Origin of the sequence: Rhizobium zaerense (genome assembly GCF_051810725.1) — a bacterium.
In the GTDB taxonomy this organism is placed as follows: Bacteria; Pseudomonadota; Alphaproteobacteria; order Rhizobiales; family Rhizobiaceae; genus Rhizobium; species Rhizobium leguminosarum_I.
On sequence record NZ_CM132690.1, the window covers coordinates 1,571,411 to 1,591,053 of the forward strand.

Annotated in this window: 15 protein-coding genes; 9 read left to right on the top strand and 6 right to left on the bottom strand. The window is 61.4% G+C overall.

Annotated elements, in window-relative coordinates:
* Positions 1–144 precede the first annotated feature (144 nt).
* Entirely contained in the window at positions 145–921 is a 777-nt protein-coding gene (locus ACS4RR_RS07460; RefSeq protein WP_170257943.1) for a metallophosphoesterase family protein, read from the top strand.
* A gap of 29 nt (positions 922–950) precedes the next feature.
* On the opposite strand, the gene ACS4RR_RS07465 is transcribed toward ACS4RR_RS07460, so the two are convergent.
* Both ACS4RR_RS07465 and ACS4RR_RS07470 read right to left on the bottom strand, forming a co-directional pair.
* The gene (locus tag ACS4RR_RS07465; RefSeq protein WP_456189914.1) at positions 951–4,139 is read right to left on the bottom strand and encodes an efflux RND transporter permease subunit; all 3,189 of its coding nucleotides are present in this window, start codon (positions 4,137–4,139) and stop codon (positions 951–953) included.
* A complete protein-coding gene (locus ACS4RR_RS07470; RefSeq protein WP_017965872.1) occupies positions 4,136–5,311 on the bottom strand; it encodes an efflux RND transporter periplasmic adaptor subunit in 1,176 nt (391 codons plus the stop codon). Before ACS4RR_RS07470 ends, ACS4RR_RS07465 begins: the two co-directional genes overlap by 4 nt.
* Before the next feature lie 546 nt (positions 5,312–5,857).
* On the opposite strand from ACS4RR_RS07470, the gene ACS4RR_RS07475 reads away from it, so the two are divergent.
* The 3 genes from ACS4RR_RS07475 to ACS4RR_RS07485 are packed head-to-tail and all read left to right on the top strand — an operon-like array spanning position 5,858 to position 9,078.
* Positions 5,858–6,322 (top strand): MarR family winged helix-turn-helix transcriptional regulator, encoded by a 465-nt coding sequence (locus ACS4RR_RS07475; RefSeq protein WP_003562008.1) that lies wholly within the window; start codon positions 5,858–5,860, stop codon positions 6,320–6,322.
* Complete coding sequence (locus tag ACS4RR_RS07480) at positions 6,315–7,544, top strand: HlyD family secretion protein (RefSeq protein WP_162117931.1); 1,230 nt, start codon at positions 6,315–6,317, stop codon at positions 7,542–7,544. The genes ACS4RR_RS07475 and ACS4RR_RS07480 overlap by 8 nt, the downstream gene beginning before the upstream one ends.
* Positions 7,537–9,078 (top strand): DHA2 family efflux MFS transporter permease subunit, encoded by a 1,542-nt coding sequence (locus ACS4RR_RS07485; RefSeq protein WP_260109299.1) that lies wholly within the window; start codon positions 7,537–7,539, stop codon positions 9,076–9,078. The genes ACS4RR_RS07480 and ACS4RR_RS07485 overlap by 8 nt, the downstream gene beginning before the upstream one ends.
* On the opposite strand, the gene ACS4RR_RS07490 is transcribed toward ACS4RR_RS07485, so the two are convergent.
* The 3 genes from ACS4RR_RS07490 to ACS4RR_RS07500 are packed head-to-tail and all read right to left on the bottom strand — an operon-like array spanning position 9,079 to position 11,012.
* Positions 9,079–9,696: a DNA-3-methyladenine glycosylase gene (locus ACS4RR_RS07490; RefSeq protein ID WP_260109298.1), complete on the bottom strand. Its 618-nt coding sequence runs from the start codon at positions 9,694–9,696 to the stop codon at positions 9,079–9,081.
* 53 nt (positions 9,697–9,749) lie between these two features.
* Positions 9,750–10,064 (bottom strand): hypothetical protein, encoded by a 315-nt coding sequence (locus tag ACS4RR_RS07495; RefSeq protein WP_260109297.1) that lies wholly within the window; start codon positions 10,062–10,064, stop codon positions 9,750–9,752.
* Between the two features lie 39 nt (positions 10,065–10,103).
* Positions 10,104–11,012: a LysR family transcriptional regulator gene (locus ACS4RR_RS07500; protein ID WP_260109296.1), complete on the bottom strand. Its 909-nt coding sequence runs from the start codon at positions 11,010–11,012 to the stop codon at positions 10,104–10,106.
* Positions 11,013–11,133: 121 nt separating this feature from the next.
* Between ACS4RR_RS07500 and ACS4RR_RS07505 the strand changes: the two genes are divergently transcribed.
* Positions 11,134–11,874, top strand: coding sequence for an SDR family oxidoreductase (locus tag ACS4RR_RS07505; RefSeq protein WP_456189915.1), 741 nt, complete (start codon positions 11,134–11,136; stop codon positions 11,872–11,874).
* Between the two features lie 85 nt (positions 11,875–11,959).
* The gene (locus ACS4RR_RS07510) at positions 11,960–12,862 is read left to right on the top strand and encodes an SDR family NAD(P)-dependent oxidoreductase (RefSeq protein WP_456189916.1); all 903 of its coding nucleotides are present in this window, start codon (positions 11,960–11,962) and stop codon (positions 12,860–12,862) included.
* Positions 12,863–13,126: 264 nt separating this feature from the next.
* Here ACS4RR_RS07510 and ACS4RR_RS07515 read toward each other — a convergent pair whose 3' ends face one another.
* Positions 13,127–14,038, bottom strand: a complete 912-nt coding sequence (locus ACS4RR_RS07515; protein ID WP_260109294.1) for a LysR family transcriptional regulator — start codon at positions 14,036–14,038, stop codon at positions 13,127–13,129.
* Between the two features lie 164 nt (positions 14,039–14,202).
* On the opposite strand from ACS4RR_RS07515, the gene ACS4RR_RS07520 reads away from it, so the two are divergent.
* The 3 genes from ACS4RR_RS07520 (at position 14,203) to ACS4RR_RS07530 (ending at position 19,571) form a co-directional block, all read left to right on the top strand.
* Positions 14,203–15,015, top strand: coding sequence for an alpha/beta hydrolase fold domain-containing protein (locus tag ACS4RR_RS07520; RefSeq protein WP_260109293.1), 813 nt, complete (start codon positions 14,203–14,205; stop codon positions 15,013–15,015).
* 46 nt (positions 15,016–15,061) lie between these two features.
* Positions 15,062–16,252 (top strand): efflux RND transporter periplasmic adaptor subunit, encoded by a 1,191-nt coding sequence (locus ACS4RR_RS07525; RefSeq protein WP_260109292.1) that lies wholly within the window; start codon positions 15,062–15,064, stop codon positions 16,250–16,252.
* A 118-nt stretch (positions 16,253–16,370) separates the two neighbouring features.
* Positions 16,371–19,571, top strand: a complete 3,201-nt coding sequence (locus ACS4RR_RS07530; protein WP_260056606.1) for an efflux RND transporter permease subunit — start codon at positions 16,371–16,373, stop codon at positions 19,569–19,571.
* Positions 19,572–19,643: the final 72 nt, after the last annotated feature.

Below are 19,643 nucleotides of genomic sequence, written 5' to 3' on the forward strand. Positions count from 1 at the left end.
TCGACGGATATAGGAGTGAGGGATTGCCCCTCGAATGATAAGGCCGGTTTTTCTACAAAACCCGAAAGCTTTGAATTTTCTTACCAGCTTGATTGCGTTGTCCTTCACTCTACTTACGGTGAACCAGGGCTATCGAGAAATATGATGAGCGACTCTCGTGCTCGCAACAGCGAGGTTTCGAAAATGGCACGCCAGCCGAGACCGCGTCTGACGCTGGATATTGCCGCTATCCCAACCTATGCGATCGGCGACATTCACGGTCGGTATGATCTGCTTGTGAAGGCCGAGGAGGCGATCCTGCGTGATGGCGCGCAGTTGCCCGGGCGCAAGCTGATCGTCACGCTCGGGGACTATATCGACCGCGGCCCGGAATCGTCCCAGGTCATTGACCACCTGATGGAGCCGCCGCCTGATGGATTCGATCGCATCTGCCTTGCCGGCAATCACGAAGTCGCCATGCTCGACTATATCGACGGCTGGACCTCCTATGACGATTGGATGCAGATGGGGTCGGCGGAGTCGCTCAAATCCTATGGCCTCGATCCGGAGCACCTGCCGTTGGTCTTTCCCTCCGGCGCGAAGCTTGATGCCTTCATCCGCCAGTCGCTGCCGCGCACGCATATCGATTTCATGCGGGCGATGCCCGTCCTGCTGGAGACCCCGAACGTGATTTTCGTGCATGCGGGCATCAATCCGAAGCTGCCGCTCAGCGAGCAGACGGACGAGGATCTGGTCCTCATCCGCCAGCGGTTTCTCGAAAGCCGGGTGCCGTTGCCGAAACTCGTCGTTCACGGTCACACGCCGAACGATGAACCCGACATACGGCCGAGGCGGCTCAATCTCGATACGCGCGCCTATCGCAGCGGCAAGCTCACCGTCGCCCGCCTGTGGCAAGGCCAAGTGCATCTGTTTTCGACCTGACTTCCGTTTCTCCTGCCGGTGGGGTCGTGTCAGACGACCCCTTGCTCAACCGGCTCCGTCTTCGCTGGCTCTACAGTGGCCGGCCGCTTGCGGCGCCAACCGCGCAGCACGACGTAAAAGACCGGCGTCAGAAACAGGCCGAAGATCGTCACGCCGAGCATGCCCGAGAAGACGGCGGTGCCGAGCGACTGGCGCATTTCTGCGCCGGGGCCGGTGGCGATCGCAAGCGGCAGAACACCGAAGATGAAGGCGAATGCCGTCATCAGGATCGGGCGCAGGCGAAGATGGCTGGCCTCGATGGCCGCCTCTACCGGCGATTTGCCCTCGTCTTCCGCCTGCCTGGCGAACTCGACAATCAGAATGGCGTTCTTGGCGGCAAGGCCGATCAGGACGATCAGGCCGATCTGGGTCAGGACATTGTTGTCCATTCCCCTCAGCGAGACCCCGATCAGCGCCGCGAGCACCGCCAGCGGGACGATGAGAATGATCGCGAGCGGCAGAACCCAGCTTTCATATTGTGCCGCCAGCGCCAGGAAGACGAAGACGACGGACAGGGCGAAGATATAGATGGCGGTGTTGCCGGTGTGGGTCTCCTGATAGGCAAGTTCCGTCCATTCGAAGGTGGTCCCCTGCGGCAGGATCTTGGCTGCTAAGGCCTCCATCTTGGCGATGGCATCGCCCGTCGACGTGCCCGGCGTCGGATTGCCCTGAAGCGGTACCGAGACATACATGTTGTAGCGTTGGACAAGCGCCGGGCCGCTGGCATCCTGGATGTCCATCAAGGTTCCAAGCGGAACCAGCGCCCCGGTCGCCGACCGGACCTTGAGGGCGAGGATATCTTCCCGGTCCATGCGGTATTGCCGGTCGGCTTGGGCGCGAACCTGGTAGACGCGGCCGAACGCATTGAAATCGTTGACGTAGGCGACGCCAAGATTGATGGAAAGGGCGTTGAAGATATTGGGAATCGGCACATTCAGGAAACGTGCCTTGTCGCGGTCGATCGCCAGGAAATATTGCGGGCTTGCATCGGAGAATGTCGTAAAGACGCCAGTCAGCCCCTCGGTCGTTGCCGCCGCACCCATCATCTGGCGGGCGAGGCCGAGCACGCGCGTCATGTCGGCGTTTTCGAGATCGGAAATCTGCATCTTGAAGCCGCCGGAATTGCCGACGCCACGCACGGATGGCGGCGGGATGGCAATGATGAAGGCTTCCTGAATGCTTTGCAGCTTGCCGTAAAGCTCGCCGATGATCTTGTTGGCGTTCTCCCCGCCTTCTTCACGTTCGGCGAAGGACTTGAACGGGACGAAGACGACGCCGGCATTCGAGGCATTGGTGAATGTCGCTCCGCTGAAGCCGGCAAATTGCACGGCATTGCCGACGCCAGGCACGGTGCGGGCGATATCGCCCACCTGCTTGACGACGGCATCGGTACGCGCGAGCGAGGCGCCGTCCGGTAGCTGTATGACGATGATGGCGTAACCCTGGTCCATGGTCGGGATAAAGCCCGCGGGAACTTTCGTGCCCATGTACCAGGTTGCTCCCAGCAGACAGACGAAGGTGACCATTGCGGCTGTCAACCCAACCCAGCTGCTGACCAGATGCCGAACGGTCCACGAATAGCCGGAACTCAGCCGATCGAATCCATGATTGAAGCCGTCTGCAAGCCCTCTTCCCAGTCGGGATGCGACATTCGTGCGCTTGGTTTCATGGTCATGGGTTTTCAGCAATATGCCTGCGAGCGCGGGCGACAGTGTGAGCGAATTCAATGCGGAAATTGCAGTGGTGACGGAGATCGTGACCGCGAACTGCCTGTAGAACTGGCCAGAAATGCCTGGAATGAAGGCTGTCGGCACGAACACGGCGATCAGCACCAGCGAGATGGCGACGACGGCGGTTCCGACTTCGTCCATCGTGACATGGGACGCCTGCTTCGGCGTCATGCCGCGTGCCAGATTGCGCTCGACGTTTTCCACCACCACGATCGCGTCGTCAACGACGATACCGATCGCCAGCACGAGGCCGAACAGGGTGAGCATGTTGAGCGAGAAGCCGAAGGCGAGCAGCACGGCAAAGGTGCCGATCAGCGACACCGGGATGGCAATGATCGGGATGATCGCGGTTCGCCAGGATTGCAGGAAGACAAGAACGACGATTGCCACCAGGATGGCCGCTTCGGCGATGGTTCTATAGACCTCGGTGATCGAATCCGAGATGAATTCAGTCGTGTCGTAGACGATACGATATTCCAGACCCGGCGGGAAATTCTGGGATATGTCCTTCATCAGCGTCTGGACTTGATGGGCCGTGTCCAAGGCGTTGGTTCCCGGCCGGGCGAAGATGCCGAGAGCAACTGCAGGATCGTTGTTGAGATAACTGTTAGTGACGTAATCCTGTGCGCCGAGTTCTATCCGGGCGACATCCTGCAACTGCACGAGCCGGCCCGATGTCGTCGATTTCACAATGACATACCGGAACTCGCGCACGTCGGAGAAGCGGCCGTCCGTTCGCACCGTATATTCGAATGCATTCTTGCCGGTGACGGGTGGGGCACCGATCTTGCCGCCTGATACCTGAACGTTCTGGTCTCTCAACGCGGAGACGACGTCGTCGGATGTCATCCCGTAAGCGGAGAGCTTTTCCGGATCCAGCCAGATTCGCATCGAATACTGGCGCTCGCCGAAGATCTGCACGTCGCCGACGCCGTCAAGGCGCACGAGAACGTCGCGTATGCGGTTGCGGGCGTAATTCGAGACGTAAAGCTGGTCATAGCGGTGCGACGGCGACAGCAGGTGCACGACCATCATCAGATCCGGCGAGCTTTTGTCGGTGGTCACCCCAAGCCGCTGGACTTCTTCGGGAAGACGGGGAAGGGCGATGGAAACGCGGTTTTGGACGAGCACCTGGACCTTGTCGAGATCAGTGCCGAGCTTGAAGGTGATCGTCAGTGACATGGCGCCGTCGGCGCTGGAGTAAGAAGACATATAAAGCATGTCTTCGACGCCGTTGATCTGTTGTTCAAGCGGCGTTGAAACGGTATCGGCGATCGTCTGCGGGTCGGCACCCGGATAAGAGGTGCGCACGACGATGGTCGGCGGCGCTATCTCCGGATACTGCGATACCGGCAATTGCGTATAGGCAATGCCACCGACGACGAGAAGCAGGATCGAGATGACGGCCGCAAAGATCGGTCGGTCCACGAAAAAATGAGCAAATCTCATTGTCCGCTCTCCGCGCCGGCGGTTTCGGGCGCAGTGTCCTGCCGCTCCTGCGGCAGTTCGGTCATGTGAGGCGTAATCTTTGCACCCGGTCGGGCGCGCATCAGGCCGTTGACAATGATCGTCTCGGTGCCATCGAGGCCCTCGCGTATGATGCGGTAGCCGTAGAGCCTCGGCCCAGGCCTTACGGGCTTGGTCGACACCGTGCCGTCTTCGGCGACGACATAAACGACGCGCTCATTCTGGTCCGAGCCGATCGCCTCGTCGGGCACGAGAATGGCCTGGTAGGTGTTCGAGGCTTCGACCTGTATGCGACCGAAGAGGCCGGGCTGAAGGACGAGATCGGGGTTGGGGAAGCGGGCACGCAGACGAATGGTGCCGCTCTCATTGTCGACCCGATTTTCGGCGAAATCGAGCTTTCCTTTGAATGGCTTGGCATTGGGATCGGAGATCGTGACGGATACATCCAGTCCGCCACCGCCCTGCTGGAGATCCTTGCCCAGCTTGCGGGCCGTGTCGGCAAAATTCAGCAGGCGGCGCTCATCGACGTCGAAATAGAAATCGATCGGGTCGAGAGAAACGATCGTCGTGAGAATGGTCTGGTCGGTTTGCACGAGGTTGCCGGCGGAGATCAGGCGGCGGTCGATGCGGCCGCTGAGCGGCGCTTTGATTTCGGTATATTCCATGTCGAGAGATGCGCGATCGGCGGCAGCCTGGGCGCCGCGGACATTGGCCTCAGCCGAATCGAATTCGCGGCGGCGATCGTCCAGCGTCTGCGCCGATTGGCTGCCGCTCGAAGCAAGCGATTGCGCGCGCTTATACTGCGCATCGGCAAAGACCAGGGCGGATTGCGAGGCTTCGAGTGCCGCCTTTGCCTGATTAAGCGCGGTGACGAACGGCCGCTGGTCGATGACGAAGAGCAGATCGCCCTGCTTGACCAGGGCGCCGTCCTGGAAATGGATTTCCTCCAGGTAACCACCGACGCGCGAACGGACGGAGACTTCGTCGACGGGCTCGAAACGGCCGATGAACTCGTCGCTGTCGACGACATCGCGCACGACAGGCTTGGCGACGGTGACCGGCGGGGGCGGCGGAGCGCTCTGGGCCAGCGCGGGGAGAGGCATGAATGCGGCAATACAGCCAAGCACCACCATCTGTCGAAGCGCGTAAGTCATACCGGTCCTCCAATCTCGACGGCCGATTCACTGCCGCCAACCTCAAGATGAAGTGATGCTGTTCATGTCTTGCTGCTTTGAATGAGGGCCTTTGCCCCCGTGATTCCCCCGGCATTCAATCCCTTGGAAAAGGAAGGCCGGCACGCAATGCACATCGGAAAAATCGTAACCCTATGGAATTGGACTATAAACGGCAGCGACGAAAAATTGCAAATGCCAATTGGTAACGATTCCGGAATCCATCAAAACGTCACGGGAGGGCATCCGCTCTCGACGATCTCGTCTCTCCCGGGGTAGCAGCGCGCGAGTTCGGCCCCAGTCGAACTCCTGTTCCAGCATGTGAGGGGCATCATCGTCGATCTCGTCGGGGGCGGCGCGCCGCGCCTCCTCCGGAGGCTGTACCTACCGCAGAAATAGGGACGGAGCTGGTCTGCGGCATTTTGGCCGCTTCCGTTGAATCTGCCATCCATGCCCTTGTGCAGCGTACATGCTCAATATATCTACCGATATTATAAGTATGCTTATAAATAACGGTCACAGGTTTTCATGAACGCCACTCCGACCCTCGGTTTCCTTCTCCACGACGTCGCGCGGCTGCTGCGCAAGCGGTTCGAGCAGCGCGCGAAGTGCCTTGGGCTGACTCGGTCGCAATGGCAGACGCTTGCCTATCTCTCGAATAACGAGGGTATCCATCAGGGCGGCCTTGCCGAAATCCTCGAAGTCGAGCCGATCACGCTGGTGCGCATTCTCGACAAGCTCGCCGAGCGCGGGCTGATTGAGCGCCGCCAGCACCCGACCGACCGGCGCATCTGGCTGCTCTACATGCGCGACGAGGCGCACCCGTTGCTCGCCGAAATGCGCGAGCTCGGCGACACCACCCGCGCAGAAGCGTTGCAAGGCGTTTCGCCAGAACAGCGCGAGCTGCTTTTCCACATCCTATCCGTAATGAAGACGAACCTGGTTCAGGCATGCCGGAGCCCGGTTGACGAGAATGAGACGAACGATGGCTGATCAATCCCCCCTCCGCGTCGTTGCCGACGCCAATGCCAAGACCAAGACTCCTGTCGAAGAAAACGAAGCGAAACAGCAGGAAACGGTAGCCGAAGCGCCTTCATCCAATTCAGCGCCGGCTGCCGCCGTGGCTGCGCCTGGCGGCAACAAGGTCCGCCGCCGGCGCAGTCTCACGCGGCCGATCCTGTTTGCATTGCTGCCGGTGGCGCTCGTCGTCGGTGGTTATTATTACGTCAATGGCGGTCAGGTGATGTCGACCGACAACGCCTATATCCAGGCCGATATGGTCGGGCTTACCACCGATGTCTCAGGCATCGTCGACCAGATCAACGTGCATGAGAACGAGGCGGTCAAGGCGGGGCAAGTGCTCTTCAGCCTCAGGGCCGATTCCTTCAAGATCGCGCTTGCCGGCGCCGAGGCCCAGCTGGGCGTCCAGCGCAACCAGATCATGAACCTCAAGGCAAGCTATCAGCAGTCGCTGGCCGAGATCACCCAGGCCGAGGCCGATATTCCCTATTACCAGGAGGAATTCGACCGTCAGCAGAACCTGGTGACCAGCGGCGGCGCGACCCGCTCGGCCTATGACGAGGCCAAGCACAATCTCGAAGCCGCTGAGCAGAAGGTGACCGTCGCCAAGGCGGAAGCCGCAACCACGCTTGCCCAGCTCGGCGGCTCCGCCGATCAGCCGCTCGAGGAGAACCCGCTCTACCTGCAGGCCAAGTCGAATGTCGACAATGCCCAGCGCGAACTCGACCACAGCGTCGTCAAGGCGCCGTTCGACGGCATCGTCACCAATGTCAACGCGCTGCAGGTCGGCTCCTATCTGCAGGCTTCGCAGCAGGCGTTTTCGCTTGTTGCCACCGACCACCTGTGGATCGCCGCCAGCCCGAAGGAAACCGAGCTCACCTACGTCAAACCCGGCCAGACGGCCGATATCTATATCGACACCTATCCCGGCGTCACATGGAAGGGCAAAGTCGAGAGCATCAGCCCGGCCTCCGGCTCCAGCTTCTCGCTGCTGCCGGCGCAGAATACCACGGGCAATTGGGTGAAGGTCGTCCAGCGCATTCCGATGCGAGTCAGTATCGATGAGACCCACGGCAAGCCGCCGCTGCGCGTCGGCATGAGCACGGTGGTCGATGTCGAGACCGGCCATGCCCGCGGCCTGCCTGATTTCGTCAACAAGCTTCTGGGTCGGCCTCAGGGCAAGGATCATGAGTAACACTTCCGCTTCTCCGGCGACGCCGATTGCCAATCGCGGTGCGATCACGGCCTGCGTCATTCTCGCCGTCATCATGCAGGCGCTGGACACGACGATCGCCAACGTGGCGCTGCCCTATATCCAGGGCAGCGTGTCGGCCTCCGCCGACCAGATCAACTGGGTCCTGACCTCCTATATCGTCGCGGCGGCAATCATGACGCCGCCGTCGGGCTTTCTTGCCGCCAAGTTCGGTCGCAAACGCGTGCTGCTCGTCGCCATCGTCGGTTTCGTGGTTGCTTCCGTTCTCTGCGGCCTGGCGCAATCACTGAACCAGATCGTCGCCTTCCGCCTGATGCAGGGCCTGTTCGGCGCATCGCTGGTGCCACTTTCCCAGGGCATCCTCCTCGATATCTATACCGTCGAGGAGCGCGGCTCGGCCATGGCCCTTTTCGGCGTCTCGGTCATGGTCGGGCCAGTGCTTGGGCCTGTCATCGGCGGCTGGTTGACCGACAATATCAGCTGGCGCTGGGTGTTTTATATCAACGTGCCGATCGGGGCACTGGCCTTCATGGGCATCGTCGTCTTCGTCACCGAGACCAAGAGGGATCTGCTTGCCAAGCTGGACTGGTTCGGCTTCGGGATGATGAGCCTCGGTATTGCCGCGCTGCAGCTCTTTCTCGACCGCGGCGAGCAGCTCGACTGGTTCTCCTCGGGCGAGATCGTCATCGAGGCGCTGATCTGCGCTGCCGCTTTCTATCTGCTGGTCGTGCACACGCTGACGGCAGAGAAATCCTTCGTGAACCCGAAGTTGTTTCTCGATCAGAATTTCTCGATCAGCATGATCTTCATCTTCGTGATCGGCGTCACCTATCTCGCCTCGCTGGCGCTGATGACGCCCTATCTGCAAACGCTGATGGGCTATCCCGTGATCACCGCCGGCATCGTCATGGGGCCGCGTGGGCTTGGCACCATGCTCTGCATGTTCATCGTCGGACGGCTAATCGGCAAGGTCGATACGCGCTTGCTGCTGGTGCTCGGGCTCGGTCTTACCGCCTGGGCGATGTACGACATGACCGGCTGGACGCCCGATGTCTCACAATGGACGATCGTCTCCGTCGGTTTCATCCAGGGCGCCGGCCTCGGCTTCCTGTTCGTGCCGCTGACGACGATCGCCTTTGCCACGCTGCCCGCCCATATGCGCGGCGACGGCACCGGCCTCTATAACCTGTCGCGAAACATCGGCTCGTCGGTCGGCATCTCGATCGTCTCGGCGCTGATCGTCGAAAACACACAGAGCAATCACGAATCGATCGCAGCCTATGTGACGCCGTTCAATCACGCCTTCAACGCGGTAGCGGCACAGGGGCTAAGCCCGCTGACGGCTGCCGGCCGCGCTTCGCTCAACGAAATCATCACGCTGCAATCGACGATCATCGCCTATATGGACGATTTCAAACTGCTGATGCTGATGTCGCTTGCGGTCATCCCGCTGGTGTTATTGCTGCGCAAGCCGAAGGCAGCACCTGCGGCCGACCACAGCGCGGTGATGGAATGATCAGCGGAACGGCTTGCTGAGATAACGCGATCCCTGAATGCCGAAGCGCCATGGTGCTTCGGCATTTTTGGTGATGCCGATGCGTTTTCCCGAGATGATCGGCACGGGTGTTGACGGCGCAATCGCATAGGGCGAGCGATCGAGCAGCCTGTCATTGATCGCGATATCGATGCCGAGCGCCTGGCAGAGCTTGCCGGGACCGCTGCAGAGCGCCGTCAGCATGTCGGTGCCGCGCCGCTCCATCATCACAGGGATTCCCGTTTCCGGCTCCAGGGCGCGGATGAGGGCAGCCGAGCCCGGATGGCAGACGAAATTCAGGCACCAGTACATGCCGTAGATGCGGTAGATATAGACATTGCCCGGTTTGCCGTACATGGCGCCGTTGCGCTTGGTCGGGCCGCGGAAGCTGTGCGAGGCCTCGTCATCGGGAAAATAGGCTTCGGTCTCGGTGATGCGTCCGCCGACGCCATCCACGGTCAGATGGCAGCCGAGCAGGTCGCGAGAGACGGTGATCGCATCGCGCTCGAAAAATTTCCTGAGGCTTTCGCTCGCAAGGGTGCCGACGCCAATCGCACCTGAGATCGTTCCACCATCGGTCATGATCGATGCAGATAACATTCAGCGCGCTTGGCGTCATCCCAAAACCGTTTCATACGTTTGCGCGACAGGGATCAGCGGCCGGCATTCGGATCGCGCATCGGGATCGAGGAGGATGTGACCGAGACCGGGTCGCTCGCCGGGAAGGTATCTTCCAGACCCTCCTCCAGCTCTTCCTCAAGCAAAGCGGGATCCTTGCTGCGCGTGCCGTCGCCATGGGCAGGTTCGATTGCTGCGGCAAGCAGGGCCTTGGCCCGCAAGACGGCGTTTTCCGGCGTCAGTTCAGGCGTGCTGCGCAGCGTCACGGCAATTCTGTCTTCGCCTTCGCCGCCGAATTCGACAACGAAGCCGTCCTCCGTTTGGTAGACGGTGATATCGTTGAGTGCCATGGCCGTTCTCCGAGGGCGCTCATATTAGCAAAGCGCATTTTAGTGAAGCGCGTTTTCAGAATTTTGTCGAGCGAAGACCTTCACCAGCCAGTCGATGAAGACGCGCACGCGCGGCGAAAGCTGTCGGTTACGGGGATAGAGCAGGGACACCGGTGTTTGCGTCGGCGGAAAATCCGGCAGCACTTGGACCAGCGTGCCTTCGGCCAGATCCTTTTCAGCGTGATAGCGCGGGATCTGGATCATGCCGAGGCCCAGCCTGGCCGCTGATATATAGCTTTCGGCGGCATTGACGGCGACGGTCGCCGGAATGCCGATGTTGGCTACTGCGCCGTCGACGATAAATTCGAGCGGCAGCAGACTGCCGGTGCCGCTGGAGCGGAAGCCGACCATGCGATGGCCGGCAAGCCGGTCCGGATGCTGCGGCTGGCCGTGACGGGCGATATAGGCGGGTGACGCGAGGGTCACCTCATCGAGCATGGCGACGCTCCGGGCGACCATGTCGCTGTCCTGAGGCGTGCCGACGCGCAGCACGCAGTCAATGCCCTCGCGCACCAGGTCGACTAGTCGGTCGCCCTCGCTCATGTAGAATTCGATGTCAGGATAGGTCTCCAGGAAGGACGGCAGGCTCGGCAGCACGAAATGGCGGGCAAGCGTGCCGTGCACATCGACGCGCAGCATGCCCTTCGGTTTGGCGCCGGCAAAGGCGCCTTCGGCTTCCTCGATATCGGCGAGGATCGACAGGCAGCGCTGGTAATAGGCTTCGCCGTCGAGCGTCGGGCTGACATGACGCGTCGTACGCTGAAGCAGGCGCACGCCGAGACGGGCTTCGAGCTGTTTTACTGCATCGGTGACGGTCGAGCGCGGCAGGCCGGTATCTTCGGCCGCAAGAGTAAAGCTGCGCCGTTCCACGACGCGGCAGAAGACCCGCATGGCATCAAATCTGTCCATCTTGTTTGTTCGTCATTCCCGGATAGTGATGCTGGATTATGCCCGATTATCCGCGTGTAGAAAAGCGGCATCTTCTCCTCATCGAAAACGCGCTGCGGCGCATTCCTGAAGGAGAACGAAAATGGCCAGCAACGAAAACAAGGTCGCACTGGTGACTGGCGCTTCCCGCGGCATTGGCGCGGCAGTCGCCCGACGCCTCGCCAAGGACGGTTTCACCGTCGTCATCAACTATTCCGGCAGCGCCGCTCCGGCCGAGGAACTGGCGCAGGAGATCGAGCAGGCCGGCGGCAAGGCACTGACGGCGAAAGCCGATGTCGGCGATGCCGAAGCCGTCCGCCACATGTTCGAAGCCGCGGAAACCGCCTTCGGCGGCGTCGATGTGCTCGTTAACAATGCCGGGATCATGATGCTGTCTTCTCTTGCCGAAGCCGACGACGTTAATTTCGATCGCCAGATCAACGTCAACCTCAAAGGCACCTTCAATACGCTCAGGGAAGCCGCCAAGCGTCTGCGTGACGGCGGCCGGGTCATCAACTTCTCGACATCCGTCGTTGGCCTGAAGCTCGAAACCTACGGCGTCTACGCCGCTACCAAGGCTGCCGTGGAAACGCTGACGGCGATTATGGCCAAGGAAATGCGCGGCCGCGATATCACCGTCAACGCCATCGCGCCCGGTCCTGTGGCCACCGACCTTTTCCTCAACGGCAAGTCGGACGAACTCATCGCCCGCATGGCGAAAATGAACCCGATGGAACGTCTCGGCACACCGGAAGACATCGCCGCTGCGGTTGCCTTTCTTGCCGGCCCGGACGGCGGCTGGGTCAACGGCCAGACGCTACGCGCCAATGGCGGCGTGATCTGACGAAAGTCCGGCAGCGGTCCCGAGGCCGCCACCAACTCAAGCTCCACTTCAATCAACCCCAATCGAACCCAGAAGGAATAGGATCATGAGCAAGCAAATCATCGTCATAACAGGCGCTTCCAGCGGTTTCGGTGCTCTTACTGCCCGCGCCCTCGCCAAGGCGGGCCACACCGTCTATGCCGGCATGCGCGCCACGGAAGGCCGCAACGCTGCCGCCGTCGCCGATGCTGCGACTTTCGCCAAGGACAACAACGTCGATCTGCGCAGCGTCGAACTCGATGTCGCCTCCGACGCGTCGGTCGTATCGGGTATCGCCAGGATCGTCGCTGATGCAGGCCGTCTCGACGTGATCATGCACAATGCCGGCCATATGTCCTTCGGCCCGGCCGAAGCCTTCACGCCGGAACAGTTCGCCGAGCTCTTCGACATCAACGTGCTATCCACCCAGCGCGTCAACCGTGCGGCACTCCCCTATCTGCGCAATCAGGGCATGGGCCTGGTGGTCTGGGTATCGTCGTCGAGCAGCCGCGGCGGCACGCCTCCCTATCTCTCGCCCTATTTCGCCGCCAAGGCGGCGATGGATTCACTTGCCGTCTCCTATGCCGGCGAGCTTACCCGCTGGGGCATCGAGACCTCGATCATCGTGCCTGGCGCCTTCACCAAGGGCACCAACCATTTCGCCCATTTCGGCTCGCCGGATGATACTGCCCGCGCCGCCGAATACAATGACGGACCCTACAAGGGTGTGCCCGAGCAGGCGCTGCGGGGCCTGGCAGCGCTTGAACCGGCCGATGCCGATGCCGGCGCGGTAGCCGCCGCCATCGTCGATGTCGTCGGCAAGCCCTTCGGTAAGAGGCCGTTCCGCGTCCATATCGATCCGTCCGAGGACGGCGCGGAGATCGTCAACGGCGTTGCCGACCGTGTCCGGGCGGAATTGTTCCGCCGCATCGGCCTCGAGGACCTGCTGAAGCCGGCTGTCAGGAATTGAAACCTGGCCCGCCCCGCGCGGGAACATCGGAGCCAAGCCGTCATCGCAATTATGTGAATGCGATTGCGGAATTTTTCCTTACAATCCTGCGGGGAGTGCGTATATCTGTTTTATCGCGAGAGAGTGGAATTCCCTGCCGCTCTCTCCCGAACCTCCAGAGCCTGCCGCGTCCTTGCTACGGTGCGACAGGCTTGATGTTCAAAGTTGTACATTGCGGCCCGTCGAAGGTTTCCCCTGCCTTCCGGGCCGTATTTGTTTTGGCGCTCAGACGTCGTTCAGTCTCGCCTCGACCAGAAGCTTCACCAGCCAGTCGACGAAGACGCGTACCTTGTTGCTGAGGTGGCGGTTCGGCGGATAAACGACATAGAGCGGTAACGGATCGCGACGCCAATCCGGCAACAGGCGGACGAGCTCGCCCCTTGCCATCGGCTCGCGCGCCATGAAGATCGGCACCTGCGCGATGCCGAGACCCGTCAGCGCAGCCGTCAGATAGGTGCGGCTATCGTTGACCGAGGCGATGTAACGCGGACTGGTCTCGATCACCTCGTTGTGTCGGCGGAATTCGAAGGGCAGCGTTCGGTTATTCTGGGCGCGGAAATAGTTGACGGTGTAGTGATCCGCCTCCAGATCCTCCGGCCGCTCGGGCATGCCGAATTTCTGGATGTAGCTCGGTGAAGCGCAAGTGATCATCTCGACTTCGGAAACGCGCCGTGCAATCAGCGACTGGTCGGCCGGCGTGCCGGCCCGCAGCGCGCAATCGACATTTTCGGCAAGATAATCGACCGTCCGGTCGCCGACACCGAGATCGATACGGATATCGGGATAACGCTGATAGAAATCGCAAAGTGCCGGAACGACGATCCAATCGGCAAAAGCGCCGGCCATCTCGACACGCAGCCGCCCGCTCGGCAGGCTCTGGGAATTGGAGAGGCTGCCATCCAGTTCTTCCAGCTCGGAAATGATCTGGGCGGCGCGTTCGTAATAAAGCGCGCCGTCCGTGGTCACCATGACCCGGCGCGTGGTACGATTCAAAAGCTTGGTGCGCAGATGCGCTTCCAGGCCCTGGATGAGATTGGTCACTGTCGCCTTGGGCATGGCGAGCATGTCGGCGGCGCGGGTGAAATTGCCCGTCTCCACGACCCGAATGAAGACGCGCATTGCCGAGAGCTGATCCATCGGTTTCAAATCCGCAGTTTGCGTTGCACCATTGTTCGAGATCTGGAACAGAGTTATCGCGATATAGCTTCTTATTCCTCCGTTGGAATAACAATATCTTTTTTATACAAAATGCAAGCTGCAGGCGATGTCTGCTTGTGGCCGACGGAAAAGAGACCGGAAGCATGACGGTGGAATGGAAAGATATGATGCTGGATAAGGTGGCCATCGGCCCCGTTTCCGCGCGCATCTACCAGGGCGCCGATTACGGCAAGGGTCCGCCGATCGTGCTTTACCTGCATGGCGGCGCGTTTCTGGACAGCGACAAGAACATCGACCGGCCGGTGGCGATGAGCCTCGCCAAGGCCGGCGCCATCGTGGTCGCTGCCGATTACAGCAGTCTTTCCGGCAACATATTCCCGCAAGCGCTGGAAGTCTCCTTCTCCGTTTTTACCTATCTCGCCAACAAACGCGCCGGTCTCGGCGATCGGAAGTCGTTGCTCTTCGTCGCTGGCGAAGAAGCAGGCGGCAATGTCGCTGCCGGTGTGGCGCTGAAGGCGCGCGACCAGATGCCGGACGCGCTCGACGGCCAGATCCTGATTTCGCCGCTGCTTGATCCCTTCATGGGCACGTCCTCGATCCGCAAGGCCGAAGCCATCGGCATGCGCCAGCGCTGGACGGAGGGCTGGAGCCACTATCTGAGCGGCGGCGGTTGCCACCCTTACGCGGCGCCTTGCCTCTGTTCTCGTATTTCGGGGGTCGCGCCGGCGCTGATATTCACCGCGGAGGACGATCCTCTGCACGATGAAACGATTGGTTACGGTGCCCGCCTGAAACAGGCCGGTGTCGGTGTGCGCCAGCATGTCCTTCCCGCCGGGACGGGCTGGCCCTCGATTTATGGTGGGAAATCCGAGGGAGTGCCCGACTGGCAGGAAAACGTCAGCCGCCATTTCGGAAGCTTCCTTCGGGACGTAAGCGTTCAACCGCAATTGCATTGAAGAAGACCTGATATTTCGGCGGCCTTGAGCCGTAAGGAGAGTACCGATGACGTCCAGAAAGAAGCGCTGGGCCCTGGTGGGCGCCGGCATAGGCCTTGTTGCGTCCGTTTCCGGCGCCGCACTGTTTTTCGAATTGCCGATGAGCACGACCGCCACGGCCGCTTCCGCCCCTGCACAGGCTCCCGCTGTGCCGGTGACGGTGGCCGTCGTTGCGGCGCACGATGTGACGGCCTGGGAGAATTTCTCCGGCCGTCTGGAAGCCGTCGACCGTGTGCAGGTGCGTTCCCGTGTTGCCGGTGCCATCCTGTCGGTGGCCTTCCGTGAAGGGGCGCTGGTCAAGCAGGGCGACCTGCTCTTCACCATCGACCCAGCCCCCTACCAGGCGAGCGTGGCGCAGGCGCAAGGCCAGGTCGCTTCGGCCGAAGCCAAGGTCAGCCTGGCGCAGACTGAACTCGACCGCGGCCGCAGGCTTTCCGACAACCGCACCATCTCCCAAAGCGATCTCGATCAGCGCCAGAGCGCGCTGGCCGAGGCTCAGGCTGGGCTGCGTTCGGCGCAGGCTGCACTGCAGTCGGCTCAGCTCGATCTCGACTACACGCAGGTGCGGGCTCCGGTTTCCGGCCGCATCGGCAAGATCGAGGTGACCGCCGGTAACCTCGTCGCGGCCGGGTCGGCCTCGCCGGCGCTGACGACACTCGTTTCCGTCGATCCGATCTATGCGAGCTTCAACGCCAGCGAAGAGATGGTAACGCGGGCGCTCGCCCAACTTCCGCAGACGGATAGCGCCGTGCCTGCCGTCGAGCAGATCCCGGTCGAGGTCGGCACGCTGACCGACAGCGGCACGCCGATCAAGGGCAAGCTGCAGTTGATCGACAACGAGGTCGATGCATCAAGCGGCACGATCGGCGTACGCGCCGTCTTCGACAATCCGGGCGGGCGTCTCATCCCCGGCCAGTTCGTGCGGGTGCGCATGGGCCAGCCGAAGGCCGAGAACAAGATCGTCATCAGCGACCGTGCCGTCGGTACGGACCAGGACAAGAAGTTCGTCTTTGTCGTCGATGGCGAGAACAAGGTCGCCTATCGACAGGTCCAGCTCGGCACGCTGGCTGACGGCCAGCGGGTTGTCGAAAGCGGCCTGAAAGTCGGTGAGAAGATCGTCGTCAACGGTCTGCAGCGCATCCGTCCTGGTGCAGTCGTCGCACCACAGATGGAAGAGAAGGTCGCGACCGTGCAATAGGACTTCGCCTTCCTCTCCCCGGGGAAGGCCGATACGCGAAATGATATGACCCGCCGGCGGCTGCCAAACCGCCGGAGAGGGACTTTGCATCCATGTTCACCCCGGAGAGGGCTTTGATATGAACATCTCCAGATTCTTTGTCGACCGCCCGGTCTTTGCCGGTGTTCTTTCGGTCCTCATCCTGGTTGCCGGCCTGATCGGCCTGCGCGCGCTACCGATTTCCGAATATCCGGAGGTCGTGCCGCCGTCGATCGTCGTGCGCGCCACCTATCCCGGCGCCAACCCGTCCGTCATCGCCGAAACGGTGGCAACGCCGCTCGAAGAGCAGATCAACGGCGTCGAAGGCATGCTCTACATGGCCAGCCAGGCGACATCGGACGGCGTGCTCAACGTCACCGTCACGTTCAAGCTCGGCACCGACCCCGACAAGGCGCAGCAGCTCGTGCAGAACCGCGTTTCGCAGGCCGAACCGCGCCTGCCGGCGGAAGTCCGTTCGCTCGGCATCACGACAGTCAAGAGCTCGCCCAACTTCATCATGGTCGTCAACCTCGTCTCTGACGGGGGCGATCACGACATCACCTATCTTCGCAACTACGCGACCCTGAACATCAAGGATCGGCTCGCCCGCATCGCAGGCGTCGGTCAGGTGCAGGTCTTCGGTGCCGGCGACTATTCCATGCGTGTCTGGATCGACCCTCAGAAGGCCGCCGAGCACAATCTCGCCGCCAGCGACATCAGCAGCGCGATCAGCTCCCAGAACATCCAGGCCGCCGCCGGTATCATCGGCGCGTCGCCGAGCCAGCCCGGTGTGGATCTGCAGCTCAACGTCAATGCCCAAGGCCGCCTGCGCACGCCCGAGGAATTCGGCAACATCATCGTCAAGACGGGCGCCAGTGGCGAGATCACCCGCCTTCGCGATGTCGCCCGCATCGAACTCGGTGCTGCGGACTATACGCTGCGTTCGCTGCTCGACGGCAAGCCGGCCGTCGCCGTCGCTGTCCTGCAGGCGCCGGGTTCGAACGCGATCGAAATCGCGGACAACGTGAACGCGACCATGGATCAGTTGCAGCTCGCCATGCCTGCCGGCGTCAAATACGAGATCGTCTACGATACGACGAAATTCGTGCGCGCCTCGATCGAGAAGGTCATCGACACGCTGCTCGAAGCCATTGCTCTCGTCGTCCTCGTCGTCATCCTGTTCCTGCAGACGTGGCGTGCCTCGATCATCCCGCTGATCGCGGTACCGGTATCGATTATCGGCACCTTCGCGGTCATGTATGTCTTCGGCTTCTCGATCAACGCGCTCAGTCTGTTCGGGCTGGTGCTTGCGATCGGTATCGTCGTCGACGACGCGATCGTCGTTGTCGAAAACGTCGAGCGCAATATCGAACAAGGCTTGTCGCCGCGGGCTGCCACCTACAAGGCGATGAAGGAAGTCTCCGGTCCGATCGTCGCGATCGCGCTGGTGCTCGTCGCGGTCTTCGTGCCGCTCGCTTTCATCTCCGGCCTGTCAGGTCAGTTTTATCGCCAGTTCGCGCTGACGATCGCAATCTCGACCGTCATCTCGGCCTTCAACTCGCTCACCCTGTCTCCGGCGCTGGCAGCCCTTCTCCTGAAGGGCCATGATCAGCCGAAGGACTGGCTGACGCGGTTCATGGACGCCATCTTCGGCTGGTTCTTCCGCGGCTTCAACCGTGTCTTCGGCGCGGGCTCGAATGCCTACGGCAAGGGCGTGGGTGGGCTCTTGTCGCGCAAGAGCATCGTCATGGTGATCTATTTGGCACTGGTCGGTGCGACCTACAGTCTGTTCAGCACGGTTCCCGGCGGCTTCGTGCCGTCGCAGGACAAGCAGTATCTGATCGGCTTCGCCCAGTTGCCGGACGCCGCAAGCCTCGACCGCACAGAGGACGTCATCAAGCGTATGACCGACATCGCGCTGGCGCAGCCGGGGGTTGCCAATGCGATCGCCTTCCCAGGCCTGTCGATCAACGGCTTCACCAACTCCTCGAATGCCGGCATCGTCTTTGTGACGCTGAAGGACTTCGAGGAGCGCAAGACGCCTGATCTCGCGGGCGGCGCAATCGCCATGGCGCTGAACCAGAAGTTCGGCGTCATCCAGGATGCCTTCATCGCCATGTTCCCGCCGCCGCCGGTCAATGGTCTCGGCACGACAGGCGGCTTCAAGCTGCAGATCGAGGATCGTGCGGGCCTCGGCAATCAGGCGCTCGACGAGGCGACCAAGGCAGTGCTTGCAAAGGCCTATCAGACGCCTGAGCTCGCCGGGCTGTTTTCCAGCTTCCAGATCAACGTGCCGCAGCTCTACGCCGATCTCGACCGTGCCAAGGCCGAGCAGCTCGGAGTTTCCGTCACCGACGTCTTCCAGACACTGCAGATCTATCTCGGCTCGCTCTATGTGAACGACTTCAACGCCTTCGGCCGCACCTACAGCGTCCGTGTGCAAGCCGATGCGAAATTCCGCGCCCAGCCGGAAGATATCGGCCAGTTGAAGGTCCGGTCGGCATCGGGTGAGATGATCCCGCTTTCGGCCCTCTTGAAGGTGGAACCGAGCACCGGTCCGGAACGCGCGAACCGCTACAACGGCTTCCTTGCCGCCGATATCAACGGCGGCCCGGCACCGGGCTTCTCGTCCGGTCAGGCGCAAGCGGCAATCGAGAAGATCCTTCACGAGACCCTGCCTGCGGGCATCGACTTCGAATGGACAGATCTAACCTATCAGCAGATCCTGGCCGGTAACTCCAGTGTCGTCGTCTTCCCGCTGGCTCTGCTGCTCGTCTTCCTGGTGTTGGCTGCCCAGTATGAGAGCCTGACGCTGCCGCTTGCCATCATCATGATTGTGCCGATGGGCGTGCTGGCCGCGCTGACCGGCGTCTGGCTCACCGGTGGAGACAACAACATCTTCACTCAGATCGGTCTGGTGGTGCTTGTCGGCCTATCCGCGAAGAACGCTATCCTTATCGTGGAATTCGCTCGCGAACTGGAGTTCGAGGGAAGGACACCGCGGGAGGCCGCGATCGAGGCCAGCCGCCTTCGCCTTCGCCCGATCCTCATGACCTCGCTCGCCTTCATCATGGGCGTCGTGCCGCTCGTCGTCTCCACTGGCGCCGGTTCGGAAATGCGCGCGGCCATGGGTGTCGCGGTCTTCTCGGGCATGATCGGCGTGACCTTCTTCGGCATCTTCATGACGCCTGTCTTCTACGTGCTGCTGCGGCGGTTGACGGGCAACCGTCCGCTCGTCCAGCACAAGCCGGACGAACACAAGGAAGAAGAGGCGGAGGTCATCCGGCTCGCGGCGGAATAAACGGAATTCAACCTTCCTTTGTCGGGTAAATCGGGCGGGAACTTCGGTTCTCGCCCGTATCGTTTTCAGGGC

Coding starts and splice junctions, on each gene's coding strand:
- ACS4RR_RS07460 (WP_170257943.1), top strand. CDS start 145: ATGAGCGACTCTCGTGCTCGCAACAGCGAGGTTTCGAAAATGGCACGC.
- ACS4RR_RS07465 (WP_456189914.1), bottom strand. CDS start 4,139: ATGAGATTTGCTCATTTTTTCGTGGACCGACCGATCTTTGCGGCCGTC.
- ACS4RR_RS07470 (WP_017965872.1), bottom strand. CDS start 5,311: ATGACTTACGCGCTTCGACAGATGGTGGTGCTTGGCTGTATTGCCGCA.
- ACS4RR_RS07475 (WP_003562008.1), top strand. CDS start 5,858: ATGAACGCCACTCCGACCCTCGGTTTCCTTCTCCACGACGTCGCGCGG.
- ACS4RR_RS07480 (WP_162117931.1), top strand. CDS start 6,315: ATGGCTGATCAATCCCCCCTCCGCGTCGTTGCCGACGCCAATGCCAAG.
- ACS4RR_RS07485 (WP_260109299.1), top strand. CDS start 7,537: ATGAGTAACACTTCCGCTTCTCCGGCGACGCCGATTGCCAATCGCGGT.
- ACS4RR_RS07490 (WP_260109298.1), bottom strand. CDS start 9,696: ATGTTATCTGCATCGATCATGACCGATGGTGGAACGATCTCAGGTGCG.
- ACS4RR_RS07495 (WP_260109297.1), bottom strand. CDS start 10,064: ATGGCACTCAACGATATCACCGTCTACCAAACGGAGGACGGCTTCGTT.
- ACS4RR_RS07500 (WP_260109296.1), bottom strand. CDS start 11,012: ATGGACAGATTTGATGCCATGCGGGTCTTCTGCCGCGTCGTGGAACGG.
- ACS4RR_RS07505 (WP_456189915.1), top strand. CDS start 11,134: ATGGCCAGCAACGAAAACAAGGTCGCACTGGTGACTGGCGCTTCCCGC.
- ACS4RR_RS07510 (WP_456189916.1), top strand. CDS start 11,960: ATGAGCAAGCAAATCATCGTCATAACAGGCGCTTCCAGCGGTTTCGGT.
- ACS4RR_RS07515 (WP_260109294.1), bottom strand. CDS start 14,038: ATGGATCAGCTCTCGGCAATGCGCGTCTTCATTCGGGTCGTGGAGACG.
- ACS4RR_RS07520 (WP_260109293.1), top strand. CDS start 14,203: ATGACGGTGGAATGGAAAGATATGATGCTGGATAAGGTGGCCATCGGC.
- ACS4RR_RS07525 (WP_260109292.1), top strand. CDS start 15,062: ATGACGTCCAGAAAGAAGCGCTGGGCCCTGGTGGGCGCCGGCATAGGC.
- ACS4RR_RS07530 (WP_260056606.1), top strand. CDS start 16,371: ATGAACATCTCCAGATTCTTTGTCGACCGCCCGGTCTTTGCCGGTGTT.